The organism is Massilia sp. TWP1-3-3, from assembly GCF_049897805.1.
Classification (GTDB): Bacteria; Pseudomonadota; Gammaproteobacteria; order Burkholderiales; family Burkholderiaceae_D; genus Telluria_A.
The window spans coordinates 122,816-140,683 of the sequence record NZ_JAFCWX010000011.1 but is presented as its reverse complement, the minus strand read 5'-3'; the positions used below and the strand labels follow the sequence as shown (position 1 = coordinate 140,683).

General features: G+C 59.4%; 15 protein-coding genes. 3 read left to right on the top strand and 12 right to left on the bottom strand.

The window, feature by feature from the left end:
* Positions 1 to 156: 156 nt before the first annotated feature.
* The 6 genes from ACP7D4_RS13555 to ACP7D4_RS13530 all read right to left on the bottom strand — a co-directional run bounded on the left by ACP7D4_RS13555 (position 157) and on the right by ACP7D4_RS13530 (position 4,172).
* On the bottom strand, positions 157 to 453 hold the full coding sequence (locus ACP7D4_RS13555; RefSeq protein WP_426103706.1) for an STAS domain-containing protein: 297 nt from the start codon (positions 451 to 453) through the stop codon (positions 157 to 159).
* 12 nt (positions 454 to 465) lie between these two features.
* Entirely contained in the window at positions 466 to 1,098 is a 633-nt protein-coding gene (locus ACP7D4_RS13550) for an MlaC/ttg2D family ABC transporter substrate-binding protein (protein WP_426103707.1), read from the bottom strand.
* A 71-nt stretch (positions 1,099 to 1,169) separates the two neighbouring features.
* A complete protein-coding gene (locus tag ACP7D4_RS13545) occupies positions 1,170 to 2,042 on the bottom strand; it encodes an MlaA family lipoprotein (protein WP_426103708.1) in 873 nt (290 codons plus the stop codon).
* Positions 2,039 to 2,518 carry an outer membrane lipid asymmetry maintenance protein MlaD gene (mlaD, locus tag ACP7D4_RS13540; protein ID WP_426103709.1) on the bottom strand — a complete coding sequence of 160 codons (480 nt, stop codon included), beginning with the start codon at positions 2,516 to 2,518 and terminating at the stop codon, positions 2,039 to 2,041. The genes ACP7D4_RS13545 and mlaD overlap by 4 nt, the downstream gene beginning before the upstream one ends.
* 68 nt (positions 2,519 to 2,586) lie before the next feature.
* The gene (gene mlaE, locus ACP7D4_RS13535; protein ID WP_426103710.1) at positions 2,587 to 3,372 is read right to left on the bottom strand and encodes a lipid asymmetry maintenance ABC transporter permease subunit MlaE; all 786 of its coding nucleotides are present in this window, start codon (positions 3,370 to 3,372) and stop codon (positions 2,587 to 2,589) included.
* Positions 3,369 to 4,172, bottom strand: a complete 804-nt coding sequence (locus ACP7D4_RS13530; protein WP_426103711.1) for an ABC transporter ATP-binding protein — start codon at positions 4,170 to 4,172, stop codon at positions 3,369 to 3,371. Before ACP7D4_RS13530 ends, mlaE begins: the two co-directional genes overlap by 4 nt.
* A 376-nt stretch (positions 4,173 to 4,548) precedes the next feature.
* Between ACP7D4_RS13530 and ACP7D4_RS13525 the strand changes: the two genes are divergently transcribed.
* The 3 genes from ACP7D4_RS13525 (at position 4,549) to ACP7D4_RS13515 (ending at position 7,940) form a co-directional block, all read left to right on the top strand.
* Complete coding sequence (locus ACP7D4_RS13525) at positions 4,549 to 5,703, top strand: vWA domain-containing protein (RefSeq protein WP_426209556.1); 1,155 nt, start codon at positions 4,549 to 4,551, stop codon at positions 5,701 to 5,703.
* A gap of 328 nt (positions 5,704 to 6,031) precedes the next feature.
* A complete protein-coding gene (locus tag ACP7D4_RS13520; RefSeq protein WP_426209555.1) occupies positions 6,032 to 7,111 on the top strand; it encodes a type IV toxin-antitoxin system AbiEi family antitoxin in 1,080 nt (359 codons plus the stop codon).
* Positions 7,089 to 7,940 carry a nucleotidyl transferase AbiEii/AbiGii toxin family protein gene (locus ACP7D4_RS13515; protein WP_426209553.1) on the top strand — a complete coding sequence of 284 codons (852 nt, stop codon included), beginning with the start codon at positions 7,089 to 7,091 and terminating at the stop codon, positions 7,938 to 7,940. The genes ACP7D4_RS13520 and ACP7D4_RS13515 overlap by 23 nt, the downstream gene beginning before the upstream one ends.
* Positions 7,941 to 7,976: 36 nt before the next feature.
* Here ACP7D4_RS13515 and ACP7D4_RS13510 read toward each other — a convergent pair whose 3' ends face one another.
* The 6 genes from ACP7D4_RS13510 to ACP7D4_RS13485 form a co-directional block, all read right to left on the bottom strand.
* Entirely contained in the window at positions 7,977 to 9,440 is a 1,464-nt protein-coding gene (locus ACP7D4_RS13510) for a glutamate synthase subunit beta (protein WP_426209551.1), read from the bottom strand.
* A 30-nt stretch (positions 9,441 to 9,470) separates the two neighbouring features.
* Positions 9,471 to 14,189, bottom strand: coding sequence for a glutamate synthase-related protein (locus tag ACP7D4_RS13505; RefSeq protein WP_426103716.1), 4,719 nt, complete (start codon positions 14,187 to 14,189; stop codon positions 9,471 to 9,473).
* A 462-nt stretch (positions 14,190 to 14,651) separates the two neighbouring features.
* On the bottom strand, positions 14,652 to 14,981 hold the full coding sequence (locus ACP7D4_RS13500) for a hypothetical protein (RefSeq protein ID WP_426103717.1): 330 nt from the start codon (positions 14,979 to 14,981) through the stop codon (positions 14,652 to 14,654).
* Between the two features lie 101 nt (positions 14,982 to 15,082).
* Positions 15,083 to 15,784, bottom strand: coding sequence for a transposase (locus ACP7D4_RS13495; RefSeq protein ID WP_426209611.1), 702 nt, complete (start codon positions 15,782 to 15,784; stop codon positions 15,083 to 15,085).
* A 104-nt stretch (positions 15,785 to 15,888) separates the two neighbouring features.
* Positions 15,889 to 16,572 (bottom strand): response regulator transcription factor, encoded by a 684-nt coding sequence (locus tag ACP7D4_RS13490; protein WP_426103718.1) that lies wholly within the window; start codon positions 16,570 to 16,572, stop codon positions 15,889 to 15,891.
* Positions 16,573 to 16,647: 75 nt separating this feature from the next.
* Entirely contained in the window at positions 16,648 to 17,811 is a 1,164-nt protein-coding gene (locus ACP7D4_RS13485; RefSeq protein WP_426103719.1) for an ATP-binding protein, read from the bottom strand.
* Positions 17,812 to 17,868 lie beyond the last annotated feature (57 nt).

The window sequence follows — 17,868 nt, the reverse complement described above, 5'->3', positions numbered from 1 at the left end:
CAGCATGCCACTGTATAAGGAGGTGCGCGACGAGGTGAGCCGTCAATTATAGGTGATATCGGGGGGTAATGAAGTGAGCCAGCAATAACAGCTCGTATAGACATGTCCCGAACCAGGCACCGTTGCGGCACATGGTTCGGTACATAAAAGGCAGGATCAATGGTGCTGCAAATTGGCGGGCGTATCCACCAGCAAGGCATCGACACCGTACAGCGCCGACAGGCTGATCAAGCTGGCCGGCAAATTAACATACGACAGCGCAACGCCCGACTTGCGGGCAGCGCGTTTCCACGCCAACAGCACCGCGACTGCGGACGAGTCGGCCGTTTTCACGGAACCGAAGTCGAACACGGTCTGGCCGCCCTTGATGGCAGCGAGACCCTGGCCCAGCGCCGCGGTGGCGTTTATGACGGTCAGGGTTTCGATGCTTTCCAGCTTGTTGGTCTGAGACATGGCTTGCCGACTTTACTTTGGCGACTTCAGCGGCTTGTCGGCCAGCTTCTTGTTACGCTCGGCCAGGGCCTTGATCAAGCCATCGATACCGGACTTGCCAATTTCAGTGGCGAACGTACCCTTGTAGGTCTCGACCAGCCATGCGCCAAGCACATTGATGTCAAAGATTTTCCAGCCTTGCGGACCCTTGGCCAGGCGATAGTTCAGCGTCACAGGCTCGCCACGGGCAACATTGACCGACGAACGCACTTCCACTTCCTGGTCGGCCGGGTCGGCGCGCAGCGGCTTGAACTCGACGGTTTCATTCTTGATCTGCGACAGCGCGCCCGAGTACGTAAAGATCAGCAGGGTGCGGAACTCGTTGGACAGCTGCTTTTGCTGCTCAGGCGTAGCGGTGCGCCAGTGGCGGCCGGCTGCCAGCGAAGTCATGCGCTGGAAATCGACGTGCGGCAAGATCTTGCTCTCGACCAGGTCCATGACTTTCTTTTGATTGCCGGCCTGGATATCCTTGTCGTTCTTGGCCGTGTCGATGACGTCGGCGCTGATGCGCTTGACGAGCGCGTCCGGTGCTTCGGCAGGAGCGGCAATGGCGTTGGTGGCTAGCGCGACAGTGGCGACGGCGATAAGTTGTTTGATCAGTTTCATAAGCTCTTTTCTGAATAGTTGCAATTTAGGAAGGCCGCAACCCGATGAGGCGGGTTCAGTTCCCCTGTTAACTACTTGGTGACAGTTTCGGATGACACAGGCTTGCCGTTTTCCTTCGCAGCATTCTTGTCAACGCCTTTCGGTGCAACCTTGACGCCATCCTTGGGCGCTGGTTGCGGGTCTTCGTCGTCGGCGTAGGCCGCGGCGATCGCCTTGGCATCAGGCACGGCATCCGAATCTTCCTTGCGCGCTTCTTTCGCTTCGGCGCGCGAGCCTTCGCCATCGAATGCCTTACTCTTACGCTGCTGCAGATAGCCGTCACGGATAAATTCGTAGCGGTCCAAGGCAGCGCCTTCCAGAATATTACTCGCGTCCAGTAACACGGCACGCTGATCAACTACCCTGACCAGCGTACCGATGTTGCGTGCGCGAGAGGATATACCATAACCCCAGGGATCCCCCGCAATGTCGAGCGGCAACGCGGCGGTATCGCGCAGCGTGGACGGCCCGAGCAGCGGCAGCATCACGTAAGGACCGGGCGGTACGCCCCAATAACCGAGGGTCTGGCCGAAGTCTTCCGTATGGCGCTGCAGGCCTGCGTCAGACGCGATATCGATCAGGCCACCCAGGCCGAAAGTGGAATTGATGATCACCCGGGTGAAGTCGGACAGGCCGCGTTCGCCCTTGCCCTGCATCAGGTTATTGGCGCTGCTCCAGACGTCGGACAGGTTGAAAAAAAAGTTGTTGACGCCCGTTTGCACGAACGACGGCAACACCTTTTTGTAAGCAGTTGCGGCCGGCTTGAGCGCGTTACGGTCGATCGCATCGTTGAACGTAAATACCGAACGATTAAACTTTTCGTACGGGTCTTTTTCGCCCATTGATGCACAACCCGTCAGGGACAGGGCCAGCGCCGCCAGGGCGCCCAGTTTAGCTAAAGTCATTTTGCGCTCTTTTCTTCTTTGCCGTCGGCGGCCTTGCTGTAGATGAACTGATTGATCAGGTCTTCCAGTACCGTGGCCGACTGGGTGCGGGAAATCTTGTCACCATTGGCCAGGTTGACCGTGTCGCCGCCCGCTTCAATACCGATGTACTGCTCGCCCAACAGGCCGGCAGTGAGAATTTTCAAGGAGCTATCTTTTGGAAATTTATAGCCCGCTTCCAGTTCCAAGGTTACCAGCGCCTGGAAAGTCTTGTCATCAAACTTGATGTCGCCGACGCGCCCCACAACAACACCTGCGCTCTTGACGGGCGCCTGCGGCTTGAGGCCGCCGATGTTGTCGAACTTGCCGGTGATGGCGTAGGTATTGGCAAAGGATAGGGTGCTCATATTGCCCGCCTTGAGTGCGAGAAACAACAGTGCGGCCAGTCCCAGCAGGACAAACATTCCAACCCAGACGTCGACAGATTTACGATGCATTTTTATTTCCTAACACTTGTTATTCGGTGCGGCAGCCGCGCCGGATTCAGGTTTGTTTGATTATGTGCTTATTTGTTAAACATGATTGCGGTCATCACGAAGTCCAAACCCCAGACCATCAGCGACGCAATCACCACGGTACGCGTGGTGGCGCGCGAAACGTCTTCCGGTGTCGGCTGGGCGTGGTAACCCTGGAACAGTGCGGTAAACGTCACCGCAATGCCGAACACAAAACTCTTGACTACGCCGTTCATCACATCGGCCTGGACATCCACATTGGCTTGCATCTGCGACCAGAAGGCGCCTTCGTCCACGCCGATCAGTTGCACGCCGACCAGATAGCCGCCGAGCACGCCAACCGCGCTGAAAATCGTTGCCAGGATCGGCATGGCGATCACGCCGGCCCAGAAACGGGGCGCCAGCACGCGCTGCACAGGATTAATGGCCATCATTTCCATCGCTGACAATTGCTCGCCGGCTTTCATCAAGCCGATCTGCGCGGTCAGCGAGGTACCGGCGCGGCCGGCAAACAGCAGTGCCGTGACGACCGGACCCAATTCGCGCACCAATGCCAATGCGACCACCTGGCCAAGCTTTTGTTCCGCCCCGTAGGGCGTGAGCGTGATGTAACCCTGCAGGCCCAGCACCATGCCGACGAACAAGCCGGAGACAATGATGATAACGAGCGAGTAGTTGCCGATGAAGTGAGTCTGCTCGGAAATCAGGCCCGGACGGCGGAACGCGCCGGGCGACACGCCCAGCAGGTTCAGGAAGAAGCGGGTGGCAAAGCCCACGCTTTCCACGCCCTCGCGCAGGTAGCGGCCGATGGCGGCAATCCAGTCGAGAACGATCATGCCGGCGCTCCCAAACCCAGGTCGTCGGCCAGCGACTTGCCGGGATAGTGGAAGGGCACGGGTCCGTCGGGCTGGGCATTGACGAATTGCTTCACGTACGGGTCGTCGGAGACGCGCAGGTCAGCTGGCGTACCTTGGGCAACAATTTTTCCAGCAGACATAAAGTAGACATAATCAGCGATCGCAAAGCACTCATGCACGTCGTGCGAGACCAGGATCGAGGTGGAACCGAGCGCTTCGTTGAGGCGCTTGATCAGGTTGGCGGTGACGCCCATCGAGATCGGGTCGAGGCCGGCGAACGGTTCGTCATACATCACCAATTCCGGGTCGAGCGCGACGGCGCGGGCCACGGCCACGCGGCGCGCCATGCCGCCCGAAATCTCGGCCGGTTTGAGCATCGCGGCATTGCGCAGGCCCACGGCGTTGAGCTTCATCAGCACCAGGTCGCGAATCAGTTCGTCAGGCAGGTTGGTATGCTCGCGCAGCGGGAAGGCGACGTTTTCAAACACCGACAGGTCGGTAAACAGCGCGCCGAACTGGAACAGCATGCCCATCTTGCGGCGCAGCCGGTACAGGCCGTCGGTATCGAGTTCGTGCACGACTTCGCCGGCGACCTTGACCTCGCCTTTTTGCGGGCGGATCTGGCCGCCGATCAGGCGCAGCACCGTGGTCTTGCCGCAGCCGGAACCGCCCATCACGGCGATCACTTTCCCGCGCGGGAAGTCCATGTTCAGGTTCGACAGGATCGAACGGTCACCATAGGCAAAGTGGAGATTGCGGATTTCGACAAGATTAGGCACGGCACTGTTCATTTTTCGAGAATGCCGTATTGTAGTGCAGAAAGGTCAATCTCTGCTTGTGAGGGGGCCGTTTGTCCGGGCCGAAAAGGGTAAGAATACAACACTAATGAACAGCGGGTCAGATATTTCCGCGCGCAAGTGCTTGTTTCATTTGGGGAAATTTTAGCCATTCTCACGGAGCGCCGTGATTTTGTTGTCACCCGGGAATCTTGTGCATATAAAAACATCTGACAAAAAGTGTCGTCTGATGAGCCCTGCGGTATCGCCTCAAGGTACCTGACATAAGTTGTTACAAAGCCGCTGACCCCTTCCGTGCGCGCCCTGCGTTTCACAGGTATTGGCCCCGCATGTGCGCTGCCACCTCACGGAGAAGAAAATGAACCCCTTGCGCCACCCCGCCTTGATCGCTGCCATGATGCTGGCCGGCTTTGCCGGCATGCCCGCCCAGGCTGCCCAGCCCCATTTGTCGCAAAACGCGCCCAACGGGCAACAAGCGGCACGGCGCGCGACCATCGAACTGCTGTTTGTGCTGGACACGACCGGCTCGATGGGCGGCATGCTGGAAGGCGCGAAGGCCAGGATCTGGTGCATTGTCAACGATGTTCTGCAACAGCAAGGCAATGGCGGCGCCACCATCCGGGTGGGACTGGTGGCCTACCGCGACCGGGGCGACGCCTACGTGACGCGCATCACCCCGCTGACCGACAATCTTGACGCGGTGTATGCACAGTTGATGCGCTTTCGCGCGCAGGGCGGCGGCGACGGGCCGGAAGATGTGCGCAGCGCCATGGCCGAGGCGGTACGGGTCGGTGGCTGGTCGGCCCCGGGGCCGCGCACATCGCAGGTCCTGTTTTTGGTGGGCGATGCGCCGCCGCACAACGATTATCGGAATCTGCCGCCCACCGATACCAGTGCGCGCAATGCGGCCACCCGGGGCATCATCGTCAATACCATCCAGTGCGGGGATGACGCCGACACGACCCGGGCCTGGCGCACTATTGCCCAGTATGGCGGCGGGGAATACTTCGCCATCGCGCAGGACGGCGGAGTCGATGTGGTGGTCACGCCTTATGACGAGCCGTTGGCCCGGCTGGGCGAGCAGATCGGCGGCACCTACCTGGCGTACGGCGCCAGCGACAAGCGGGTGGCGCGCCAGTCGGCGCAGGTGGCGATGGAGACGAGCGTGGTGGCGGCCGCCCCGCCGGCGGCCAAGGCCGAGCGCGCACTGAACAAGGCGCTCAACGACAAGGCGTATGACGACAGCGACCTGGTGCAACAGGCCGAGTCGGGCAAGCTGGCGTTGCCGCAGATCGCCGAAGCCGAGTTGCCCGATTCCCTGCGCAAGCTGGCGCCGGCGCAGCGCCAGGCCGCGCTCGACAAAGCCGTGGCGCAGCGCAAAGCGTTGCGCGAGCAAATCGTGGCGCTGTCGAAGCAGCGCGAAAAGTATCTGGCCGAACAGCGCGGGAAAGGTGGCAGCAAAGGTGGTTTCGACGCGGCGGTGTCGCATGCGCTGGCGCGCCAGATCAAATAGGCCAGCGCCGCCTGCCAGAGCCGCGGGGTCTGGCCCCGGCCGCTGATCGCCGACGTTGTGGCCCGCCCCAGGATAATGCCGAGCGGCCAATAGGGCGGCGCCTCGCGCAGTCAACGGGCGTGGCGCAAGTTGTGCCATTTGGGTTGCGAGGGCAACTGCTGCCGCAGACGTGCCGATCGGGACAATTGCGTATCGTTGGTACGGCTGGCCTCATGAGCGTTCAACTAGTTTTGTATTTCACGTTACGTGAACGACGAATTAAGTTGAACGCCCGCGTGTTTTCGGTCACTATAGAAAAGTGTTCACGTTTCGTGAAAAGGAAATAGATATGAACAAGCGAACAAATGCCGGGTTGATGCTCGAAGCGCAGCTAATCGGCGAGGCCTTGAATAGCTTGAAAGAAACGACAGGAATTTCGAGCGAGCTGCTGGCTGGCGATGAAGACCAAGCAGGCAGCGTATCCCTGCTAGTGGCTGGAACACGACTGGACTATGTTTGCGAAGTAAGGCGCAATGTCGACAGAATCGCCATCCTGAACGATATGAAAGCGCGCTGCGCCGCCGGAAAAAAACGGCTCCTTGTCTCCAGTCTATTGACGAACGCGATGGCAACGCGATGCCGGGAACTGGACATTGAATTCATAGACACGGCTGGGAACGCCTTGATCACCAACGGCGACGGGATCCTGATCAGTATTACAGGATACAAGATCGAAAAAGGATCAACACTCACTTCCGACAAAACCATCACGCCGGCCGCCCTGCGCCTGATGTTCGCCGCCCTCGCTCAGCCATCGATATTAAACGCATCTTATCGAGAAATATCTTCGTCAGTGCGGGTTGCAACCGGTGCAATCGGAACCGCCCTGCAAACCTTGGAGGCACGCGGATTTATCGGCACCACGCCAACCGGGCGCCGCATCATCAATGCACCCGAACTGATGTTGAGCGAATGGGCGACCGGTTACATCAGCCGACTGCGTCCCAAACTGAAAAAATTCCGATTTGCGACCGCCAACCCAACTGAGGTAATGCAACAGTGGAGTCCCGAAATGCGGGTTTCGGCGTTGGGAGGCGAGCGGGCCAATATGGCGTGGGGAGGCGAGGTCGCTGCGGAAAAAATAACACAGCATCTGAACCCGTCCACGTTCACCATCTATATGGAATTTAACGATACCCGAGATCTGACAGAACTGGTCAAACGTTTCAAACTGCGCGCGGACCCGCAGGGCACAATCGAAGTCATCCAAGCTTTCTGGAATATGGACTATTTTTTCGAGAGCTTTCCCACGGTTCCGCTTCACCTGATTTATGCCGACCTTCTGGCAACGAACGATTCACGCAATCTGCTTATTGCCAGGAAAATTTATCAAGAGGTGATCAACTATGTACATGGTACAGAAGACTAGGCCCCTCAATTCTGTTATCCACATTATCCTCAAGGCACTGCACGACATTGCTGCAACGCATCAAGCCAGTTACTTCCTCATCGGTGCGATGGCAAGGGATATCGTGATGACCCATGTTTTCGGCATCGAGGCCGACCGGGCCACGCGCGACGTCGACTTCGCCATTGCCCTCGAGGACTGGTCGCAATTCGACATAATCCGACAGGCATTCATTCACAGCGGCGACTTTCAATCGCTGACCGCCACAACCCACCGCCTGTATTACCGACCAGGCGCGCATCAAACTGCCTATCCGCTCGACCTTATTCCGTTCGGGAAAATAGCCAGCGCCAACACGATAGCTTGGCCGCCGGATATGGCAGTCGTCATGAACGTTACCGGCTATGCTGATGCGCTGGAGCACGCAATTAAGGTGGATGTGGGGACAGGACTGATCGTCAATGTCGTGTCGATACCTGCCTTGGCTATCCTAAAAATACTTGCATGGAATGATCGGGGCCGGGGGGACAACAAAGACGCGCAGGACCTCCTTTACTTGCTAAGGAACTACCACGCTGCCGGAAACTCCAACCGCTTATTTGACGACGCGTCGTCAATTTTGGAAAGTTGCGACTTTGCGATCGACCTCGCTGGAGCAGCGTTGCTAGGTCACGATGCGCGCTTGTTCATGGAGGAATCTACACGCCGTAGCGTTCTGGCTGTGTTGAATGATCCCGTCAAACTAGACCGTCTGACGGTCCAGATGAGCAGATCGCTGAAAATTGATATCGCTATCCCCGCCAGCTTTATTCATCAATTCCAGCGCGGAGTCAATTTGGCCCAGCCTTGATGCACCAAGCCGACGTTCTCCGCACTGTCAATCCAATCAGCGCGGCAGCACCGATGAGCCCATCAGGAATTCATCGACTGCACGGGCCGCCTGGCGGCCTTCACGAATCGCCCACACCACCAGCGATTGTCCGCGCCGCATGTCGCCCGCCACGAACACTTTCGGCACGCTGGTCTGGTAGCAGCCTACGCCATCGGTGGTCGCCTTGGCATTGCCGCGTCCATCTTTTTCCACACCGAACGCTTCGAGCACTTGCTGCACCGGCGACACAAAACCCATCGCCAGCAACACCAGGTCAGCCTTCATCTCGAATTCGGAATTCGGCACTTCGGTCATCTTGCCGTCTTTCCACTCCACGCGGCAGGCGATCAGCTTGTCGACCTTGCCGCCCTTGCCTTCGAAACGTTTGGTCGCCACGGCCCAGTCGCGCTCGCAGCCTTCTTCGTGCGACGAGGACGTGCGCAGCTTGGTCGGCCAGTAAGGCCACACCAGCGGCTTGTTTTCTTGCTCCGGGGGCATAGGCATCAGTTCGAACTGGGCCACGGAGGCGGCGCCATGGCGGTTCGAGGTGCCCACGCAGTCCGATCCGGTATCGCCGCCGCCGATCACGACCACATGCTTGCCGCTGGCCTTCATCTGGTCCTTGACCTTGTCGCCGGCATTGACCTTGTTTTGCAGCGGCAGGAAGTCCATCGCGAAATGCACGCCCTTGAGCTCGCGTCCAGGCACGGGCAAGTCGCGCGGCTGCTCGGCGCCGCCGGCCATGATGACGGCGTCAAATTCCTTTTCCAGGTCTTCCGGGAAAATCGTTTCCTTCGCCCAGTTGTTGACGCTGGCAGGGAAATCCTTGCCGACCAAGACGCTGGTGCGGAACACGACGCCTTCGGCTTGCATCTGTTCCACGCGGCGGTCAATGTGCAACTTTTCCATTTTAAAGTCGGGAATGCCGTAACGCAGCAGGCCGCCGATGCGGTCGCTCTTTTCAAACACCGTCACCGCGTGGCCGACGCGGGCCAATTGCTGGGCCGCTGCCATGCCGGCCGGACCGGAACCGATGATGGCCACTTTTTTGCCGGTCAGGACGGACGGCGGCTGCGGCACCACCCAGCCATGTTCCCAGCCGGTATCGATGATCTTGTGCTCGATCGACTTGATGCCGACCGGATCGTCATTGATGCCCAGCGTACAGGCCGATTCGCACGGCGCCGGGCAGATGCGGCCCGTGAACTCAGGGAAATTGTTGGTCGAGTGCAGGTTCTCCAGGGCAGCGCGGTAATTGCCGTGATAAACCAGGTCATTCCAGTCCGGGATGATGTTGTTGACCGGGCAGCCGCTGTTGCAAAACGGGATGCCGCAATCCATGCAGCGCGCCGCCTGCACCTTCGCTTGCGGGTCCGACAGGTGCAGGACAAATTCCTTGTAGTTCTTGAGGCGCGCGGCAGGCTCGAGATAGCTTTCGTCCTGACGCTTGAATTCCATGAAGCCGGTGATTTTACCCACGATGTTTTCCTTTTATTCTTTAACTTGCGCTTACGCGGCGATCTTTTCGGCAGCTTCTTCCATGCTGCTGTTGTGCATTTCTTCCAGCGCGCGCTTGTAGTCGGTCGGGAAGACTTTGACAAACTTGCCGCGGCTCGCTGCCCAGTCGTCGAGCAGGTTGCGGGCGCGGGTGCTGCCGGTGTGCTTGAAATGGCGTTCGATCAGGCGTTTCAGGATTGTTTCGTCCGCTTCGCGCGCGCTCTCGCGGCTCTGGCTGTGCCATGCCGCCACGTCGCTCTGGTCCTTGCTGCTCATGACGCGCTCGAGGTTGACCATCGTGGTGTTGCATTTCTTTTCAAAGTCGCCGCTTGGATCGTAGACATACGCCACGCCGCCCGACATGCCTGCGGCAAAGTTGCGGCCCGTTGCGCCCAGCACCACGACGGTGCCGCCGGTCATGTATTCGCAACCGTGGTCGCCGCAGCCTTCGACAATGGCCGTGGCGCCCGAGTTACGCACCGCAAAACGCTCGCCGGCCACGCCGTTGAAGAAGGCTTCGCCGGAAATCGCGCCGTACAGCACGGTGTTGCCGACAATGATGTTGTCCACTGCCCAGCCCCGGAATTCCGTATTCGGACGCACGATGATGCGGCCACCCGACAAGCCCTTGCCCACGTAATCGTTGCCTTCGCCTACCAGGTCGATCGTGATGCCGGCGGCCAGGAAGGCGGCAGCCGACTGGCCTGCCGTGCCTTGCAGCTGGATGTGGATGGTGTCGTCCGGCAAACCGGCATGACCGTAACGCTTGGCCACTTCGCCCGACAGCATGGTGCCGACGGTGCGGTGAACGTTGCGCACTGGCGAGATGAACGAGACGCGCTCGCCTTTTTCCAGCGCTGCCTTGGCTTGCGCGATCAGCTTGTGATCGAGCGCCTTTTCCAGCCCGTGTTCCTGGAACTCGGTATGGAAAATCGACATGCCCGGCTGCGACTTTGGCTGGTAGAAAATGTTCGAGAAATCCAGCCCGCGTGCTTTCCAGTGCTCGATGGCTTGCGACTTGTCGAGCAGGTCGGAACGGCCGATCAGCTCGTCAAAGGTGCGGATGCCCAGTTGCGCCATCAGCTGGCGTGCTTCTTCCGCGACGAAGAAGAAATAGTTGACGACATATTCAGGCTTGCCGGCGAACTTGGCGCGCAGGATCGGGTCCTGGGTTGCCACGCCGACGGGGCAAGTGTTCAGGTGGCACTTGCGCATCATGATGCAACCTTCCACCACCAGCGGCGCGGTGGCGAAACCGATCTCGTCAGCGCCCAGCATGGCGGCGATGACCACGTCGCGCCCGGTTTTCATCTGGCCATCGGCCTGCACGCGGATACGGCTGCGCAAACCATTGAGCACCAGCGTCTGCTGCGTTTCGGCCAGGCCCAGTTCCCACGGCGTACCGGCATGCTTGACCGACGACAGCGGCGAAGCGCCCGTACCGCCATCATGGCCGGCCACGACCACGTGGTCCGCTTTCGCCTTGGTCACGCCGGCAGCGACGGTACCGATGCCCACTTCCGAGACCAGCTTGACCGAGATCGAGGCGCGCGGATTGGCGTTTTTCAGGTCGTGGATCAGCTGCGCCAGATCTTCGATCGAATAGATGTCATGGTGCGGCGGCGGCGAAATGAGTCCCACGCCCGGCACCGAAAAGCGCAGGCTGGCAATGTATTCCGACACCTTATGGCCTGGCAACTGACCGCCTTCGCCAGGCTTTGCGCCCTGCGCCATCTTGATCTGGATCTGGTCGGCCGAGTTCAAGTACTCGGCCGTGACGCCGAAGCGTCCTGACGCGACTTGCTTGATGCGCGAACGCAGCGAGTCGCCGTCTTTTAACGGGATGTCGACCACGACGTTCTGCGCGCCGATAACGGACGACATTGTCTCCCCCTGCTTGATCGGAATGCCCTTCAGTTCCATCGCGTAGCGTGCCGGGTCTTCGCCGCCTTCACCGGTGTTCGACTTGCCGCCGATGCGGTTCATGGCAATGGCCAGCGTGGCGTGCGCTTCGGTCGAGATCGAGCCGAGCGACATGGCGCCGGTGGCGAAACGCTTGACAATGTCCTTGGCCGATTCCACTTCATCGAGCGGGATCGCCTTGGCCGGGTCGAGCTTGAATTCGAACAGGCCGCGCAGCGTCAGGTGACGGCGGCTTTGGTCGTTGATGATTTGCGCGTATTCCTTGTAGCTGGAAAAATTGTTGCTGCGGGTCGAATGCTGCAGCTTTGCAATCGCGTCCGGCGTCCACATGTGTTCTTCGCCGCGCACGCGGAAGGCGTACTCGCCGCCCGCGTCGAGCGCGTCGAGCAGGACCGGATCGTTGCCAAAGGCCAGCGTGTGCAGGCGCAAGGCTTCCTCAGCCACTTCAAACACGCCAATGCCTTCGACATTCGACGCCGTGCCCTTGAAGTACTTGTCGACCAGCGACTTGTTCAAGCCGATGACTTCAAAAATCTGCGCGCCGCAATACGACATGTAGGTCGAAATGCCCATCTTGGACATGACCTTCATCAAGCCCTTGCCGACCGCCTTGGTGTAGTTGTAGATCGCCGTTTCCGGCGACAGGTCGCCATGCATGCCTTGCGCCATTTCGGCCAGCGTTTCCATGGCCAGGTAGGGGTGCACGGCTTCCGCGCCATACCCTGCCAGCAAGGCAAAATGGTGGGTTTCACGGGCCGAACCGGTCTCCACGACCAGGCCGGTGGAGGCGCGCAAGCCGCGCGCGACCAGGTGCTGGTGAATGGTCGAGGTTGCCAGCAGCGCGGGAATGGCGACCTGGTCGGCAGCCACATTGCGGTCCGACACGATCAGGATGTTATGGCCGGAACGCACCGCATCGACCGCTTCGGCGCACAGCGACGCGAGCGAGGCTTCAATGCCTTCCTTGCCCCAGGCGACCGGATAGCAGATGTTCAACTCATATGACTTGAACTTGCTGCCGGTATGCGCGCTGATGTTGCGCAGGCGCGCCATGTCGTCAAAGCCGAGCACCGGCTGCGACACTTCCAGGCGCATCGGTGGATTGACGTTGTTGGTGTCGAGCAGGTTCGGCTTCGGTCCAATGAACGAGACGAGCGACATGACCATCGCTTCGCGGATCGGGTCGATCGGCGGGTTGGTCACTTGCGCGAACAATTGCTTGAAGTAGTTGTAGAGCGGCTTGAGCTTGTTGGACATGACGGCCAGCGGCGAGTCGTTGCCCATCGAGCCGGTGGCTTCTTCGCCCAGCAATGCCATGGGCGCCATCAGGAACTTCAAGTCTTCCTGGGTATAGCCGAACGCTTGCTGGCGGTCGAGCACCGAGGTCAGCGGCTTTTCGCCCTGTGCCGGCGCCGCATCCTTGGCGCGGTTGTGGCCCAGCTGGCTTTCGCTCAGCTTGATTTCATTGAGCTTGATGCGTACCGAGTTGATCCATGCCTTGTAGGGCTTGGCGTTCGAATAGGTGTCTTTGAGCTCTTTATCGTCGATGATGCGGCCAGCTTCCAGGTCGATCAAGAACATCTTACCCGGCTGCAAACGCCACTTCTGGATGATTTTCGATTCGGGAATCGGCAGCACGCCCGACTCCGACGCCATCACGACCAGATCGTCGTCCGTGACGATGTAACGCGCCGGACGCAGGCCATTGCGGTCCAGCGTGCCGCCGATGTGGCGCCCGTCGGTGAAGGCCATCGCGGCCGGGCCGTCCCATGGTTCCATCATCGCGGCGTGGTATTCATAGAAAGCGCGGCGGTTATCGTCCATCATCGTGTGGTTTTCCCACGCTTCCGGAATCATCATCATCATCGCCTGGGCGATCGGGTAGCCGGCCATGATCAGCAGTTCGAGCGCGTTGTCGAAGCAGGCGGTGTCGGACTGGCCTTCGTAGATCAGCGGGAACAGCTTTTGCAGGTCTTCGCCCAGCACGGCCGACTTCATCACGCCTTCGCGCGCGCGCATCCAGTTGAAGTTGCCCTTGACGGTGTTGATTTCGCCGTTATGGGCGATCAGGCGGTACGGGTGGGCCAGCGGCCATTCCGGGAACGTATTGGTCGAGAAACGCTGGTGCACCAGCGCCAGCGCCGAGATGCAGCGTGGATCTTGCAGGTCCTTGTAATAGACGCCCACCTGGTCGGCGAGCAGCAAGCCCTTGTAGACAATGGTGCGGGCCGACATTGATGGCACGAAGAATTCTTTGCCGTGCAGCAGTTTGAGTGCCTGGATGGCGTGGCCGGACGACTTGCGGATCACATACAGTTTGCGCTCGAGCGCGTCGGTGACCATGATGTCCGGGCCGCGACCGATGAAGATCTGGCGAATCACCGGTTCCTTGGCGCGCACGGTGGGCGACATCGGCATGGCGTCGTCGATCGGCACGTTGCGCCAGCCGAGAACGACCTGGCCTTCGATGCGCACGGCGCGTTCAATTTCCTGCTCGCAAGCGATGCGGGACGCGTTTTCCTTCGGCAGAAAGACCATGCCGACGCCATATTCGCCCGGGGGCGGCAATTCCACGCCCTGCTTGGCCATTTCGTCGCGGTAGTACTGGTCGGGGATTTGGATCAGGATGCCGGCGCCATCGCCCATCAGCTTGTCTGCGCCGACGGCACCCCGGTGATCCAGGTTTTTCAGGATCAGCAAGCCTTGTTCGATGATGGAGTGGCTCTTGTTGCCCTTGATATGGGCGATGAAACCGACGCCGCAGGCATCGTGTTCATTGGACGGGTCGTACAAACCTTGAGCAATCATGCGTTTTCTCCACAGCTTTTTAAGTCGAAGACCAAGGTTAGTGCAATGCAGCAGAAATCTCAAGTGAATTAATTAGGGTCGGAGTCGAATAAAACTTATTTTGCGTTCCTTGAATTTTAATTAGGGACATAGTCGACCGGACCGTTTATCCGGCGCTGTGATGCCTAATTCTTGCCCTTACGTGCTTCAGAGGTGATGATTTTTGGTAACGGCATATGCGGGACGGGAGTTTCCGCATGGCATTTTGTTCCATGCTACAGCGCAAACACCGACTGGCGCGGCCTTCAACATGGACGTTCTTGGCCCCGCACTGGCCAAGAACGTCCAATTCAACTGGAGTGGGATGACAGGGAAGTGTTTTACACCGCGCGCGCGACCGAGGACGAAATTCGCGAGCTCCTGCGCTTTTCTGATGAATTGAGGAAAAGAAGAACGGAAAATACCAACAACCGGGGCCGCCTGTCAGCGATGGCTGTTCATGTTCCAGCCCGACAGCAGTATCGTAAAGAGGCTCAAAGCGATTAGCGCGGCTGTGGCGCCCAGGAGCAGGATGCCGACAACGAGATAAGCTATCGATGCCGGATTGCGTAGTTCCGCATCCCGCAAAGCGGGAATCGCCACAGCAACAATAGCCAACGAACTGCCCAGTATCAGTACGTGCAAAGGCCGCTCCAGATCAATCGACGTGAACCAGCCATTGCCCAGCACAAAGGCTAGCAACGCTCCCCAAATGGCTGCCATCACGGCGTTAATTTTCATGCAGTAGGAAGGGGAAGCTTGCTGAGTCGTCATATTAGCCGCGTGTGAGGGACGCGAGGGCGACGTCCGGAGCGCACAGTGCCTTACAAGATTACCTAAACGGCAAGATTATTCTTTCATTCCCCGGCTGCGTATTACGGCGCGGCCGGTTTGACTTTGAACGGCCTGCCGCGCTTCGCCGGCAACACCTGGCGCTTGGCACGCTGTTGCAATTCTGTCTTGAAGGCATCCGACCCCAAGGGCCATCCCTTCAGGACAGCGGCATCCACAATGGCCATTTCCTTTTCACTGAGCAGAGGCCGGCTCAACTCCCGATACGCCGCTTCCCTCTGGAAAGGCGTATTCCCCAGCGCCCAATACAGCGCATGATCAGTAATCACCGGATCCGGCTGCACTCCCGCGTGATGGGGATAGCTCGACCACTGATACTCGAGTGGATCCGATACCACCTGCGAGCGCAGCGGATTGGACTCGATATACCTGCTGCACACCATAAAATACTTCTCCGAATCGATCAGCGAGGTTTTGAACCTGCCTTTGAACAGCCCACCGCTGCGGCCATATTTGGAGTTGTACCAAGGAACGTAGTACCGACCAAGCCGCTGCATCATCTGCGCAAGGCCTTCCACCGTTCCCGGCGAGGCCAGCAGGTGCAGGTGGTCCGGCATCAGCACATAAGCGTGGATGGCTACCTTGAATTCCTTTGCGCTCTCGCGCAGCCATCGGAGGAAGCGCTGGAAATCCTCGGCCTCGCGAAAAATCAGCTGGCCGTCATTTGCCGACTGAATGATGTGATGGGGATGGTTTGGCAAAACAAGGCGGGGCAGGCGGGCCATGGCGAAATAAAAAGGGTCAGAGAAGAAGGATTCTAACCAACCCTTCATGTCCTGTCCCTAATTAATTCCCTGAAGCGTCAGATCCGGGCTGAACCTGTCCCTGCTTACGCCAATGTGAACCCTGCAGACAGGCTATAGCCCTCGCCGTACGCGCTGCGCAGCGGCAAATCCTGGCCCAGTCCACTGCGCGCCTTCTTGCGCAGCCTGTAGACCAGCATGTCAACCCGGCGGCTGGCATCCGGATCTTCCCCACCCATGCCGGCCACGATCACCTGGCGCGGCACTGGCCGGGTGTTGATGGTGAGCAGATGCAGGAAGTTGCACTCTTTTTCCGTCAGATCAATCACCGAATCCATCAGTTGCAGTTGGCGCGCGCTGATTTTCAGCGTCCACTTGGATGGTTGCGGCGTGCTCGGCTCAGGCGGCCGCACGCGGCGGTCGAGCGCCTCGATGTGGGCGGCCAGCTCCGGGAACTTGATCGGCTTGGTCAGGTAATGGTCGGCGCCCAGGCGCAAACCCAGGATACGGTTATCGAACGCAACCCGCCCGGTCAGCACCAGCAGCCCGATTTCGGGATACAGCTGGCGCATGCGGGGGATGACGTTGAAGCCATCCTCGTCCGGCAAGCCCAGGTCCAGCACGACCACGGCAGCGGGCGTTTTGGTCAGCGCGGCCCACATTTCGCCGGCGGTAGTGGCAATCGATACATCATGGTGAAGTTCAGTGAGAAACTCCGCCATATCTCCGGCGTAGTCGCCGTTGTCTTCAACAATCAGGATTTGCGTCATGGGTTGGCCAATTTTTTTTCATTTCGTGAACCCCGAGGTGATTTTCGAGAAAATCCCGGCGCCAACCTTTGTACTTTATTCATCGGAATTATCACTGTTGATCACTTTCTGCGCAACACTTTTCCCCGGGATAGCCCGTGCCGGGAGCCAAATGCGAAATTCAGCGCCGCTCGGCGCAACATTTCTTGCGGAAATATGCCCACCGCATACTTCGACCACGGAACGGGCCATATACAGGCCTAATCCCGACCCGAAACCCGTAGCTTTGCTGCCCCGGTAGCGTTTGTCGAAGATGCGCGGCAGATCGGCAGCGGGAATACCGGCGCCGCCATCGCGCACCAGCAGTTCAACGCCGCCTTCGGCGCGCTGCCCGGACACGGTGATCGGCAGCCCGGCAGGCCCGTATTGCAGGGCATTGTCGACCATGACCTTCATGGCCACGCGCAAGCCGCCGGGCTGGCAGCGCAACTGGGCCGGCAAGTCGCCGATTTGTAAAATTGCCTGGCGTCCTGCGGCGCGCACCATCTGCGCCGCTTCTTCGAGCAGCAGTGCGGGCGAGACGGATTCGGCCGGACGAGTGGCGCTGGCCTCGTCCATGCGTTCCGGCGACAAGTGTTCGTCCAGCAAGCCGATCAAGCGATCGACGGCCGCCTGAATCTTGCGATAACGCAGCCGCGTTGGCTCGTCGGCGTTCGCCCCGGTCACTTCCAGCCGCTGGATCGCACCGTCGATGGTGGACAGGGGCGTGCGAAATTCGTGGTTCAGCATGCTGGTAAAACGCCGCTGCTCGGCCGCTTTTTCGCGCAGTTCATGGCGCAGTTCACTCACGTCGCGCGCCGTTCCCACCACGGCCACGGCTTCGCCGGCGGCATCGACAACAATACTGGAAGTTACTTCCAGAGGAATGACGCGCCCGTCGGCGAGCGCTTGCTCAAAACTGCGCACCAGCCGCTTGCGCGACAAGTCGCCGGCGGCAAAGCGGCGCAGGCGTTCGGCCAGCCCGGCGCCCAGATCGGCCAGGGGGCCGCCGATCCAGTCTACTTCGACGTGGCTGTGAAATTGCTCCAGCCCATAACCGGACAGGGCGATCGCGGCCGGACTGACATAAGTGAGCAAGCCTGACGCGCAATCAACCGTCCAGGCAATGTCGCCGTGCAATTCGGCGATGGCGCGGAATTGCTCATCCTTATTGCTGCGCGCCAGGCTTTGCTGGCCCGTGAGGCCGGCGCTACGATTCATTGGGCAGGCCTTTCATACCGTTCGCAAAAATTGCTTACTAGTATACCCTCAATGTTG

Excerpts from the sequence above, each read along its gene's own strand:
- ACP7D4_RS13555 (WP_426103706.1), bottom strand. The coding sequence starts at position 453 with ATGTCTCAGACCAACAAGCTGGAAAGCATCGAAACCCTGACCGTCATA.
- ACP7D4_RS13550 (WP_426103707.1), bottom strand. The coding sequence starts at position 1,098 with ATGAAACTGATCAAACAACTTATCGCCGTCGCCACTGTCGCGCTAGCC.
- ACP7D4_RS13545 (WP_426103708.1), bottom strand. The coding sequence starts at position 2,042 with ATGACTTTAGCTAAACTGGGCGCCCTGGCGGCGCTGGCCCTGTCCCTG.
- mlaD (WP_426103709.1), bottom strand. The coding sequence starts at position 2,518 with ATGCATCGTAAATCTGTCGACGTCTGGGTTGGAATGTTTGTCCTGCTG.
- mlaE (WP_426103710.1), bottom strand. The coding sequence starts at position 3,372 with ATGATCGTTCTCGACTGGATTGCCGCCATCGGCCGCTACCTGCGCGAG.
- ACP7D4_RS13525 (WP_426209556.1), top strand. The coding sequence starts at position 4,549 with ATGAACCCCTTGCGCCACCCCGCCTTGATCGCTGCCATGATGCTGGCC.
- ACP7D4_RS13520 (WP_426209555.1), top strand. The coding sequence starts at position 6,032 with ATGAACAAGCGAACAAATGCCGGGTTGATGCTCGAAGCGCAGCTAATC.
- ACP7D4_RS13515 (WP_426209553.1), top strand. The coding sequence starts at position 7,089 with ATGTACATGGTACAGAAGACTAGGCCCCTCAATTCTGTTATCCACATT.
- ACP7D4_RS13505 (WP_426103716.1), bottom strand. The coding sequence starts at position 14,189 with ATGATTGCTCAAGGTTTGTACGACCCGTCCAATGAACACGATGCCTGC.
- ACP7D4_RS13500 (WP_426103717.1), bottom strand. The coding sequence starts at position 14,981 with ATGACGACTCAGCAAGCTTCCCCTTCCTACTGCATGAAAATTAACGCC.
- ACP7D4_RS13495 (WP_426209611.1), bottom strand. The coding sequence starts at position 15,784 with ATGGCCCGCCTGCCCCGCCTTGTTTTGCCAAACCATCCCCATCACATC.
- ACP7D4_RS13490 (WP_426103718.1), bottom strand. The coding sequence starts at position 16,572 with ATGACGCAAATCCTGATTGTTGAAGACAACGGCGACTACGCCGGAGAT.
- ACP7D4_RS13485 (WP_426103719.1), bottom strand. The coding sequence starts at position 17,811 with ATGAATCGTAGCGCCGGCCTCACGGGCCAGCAAAGCCTGGCGCGCAGC.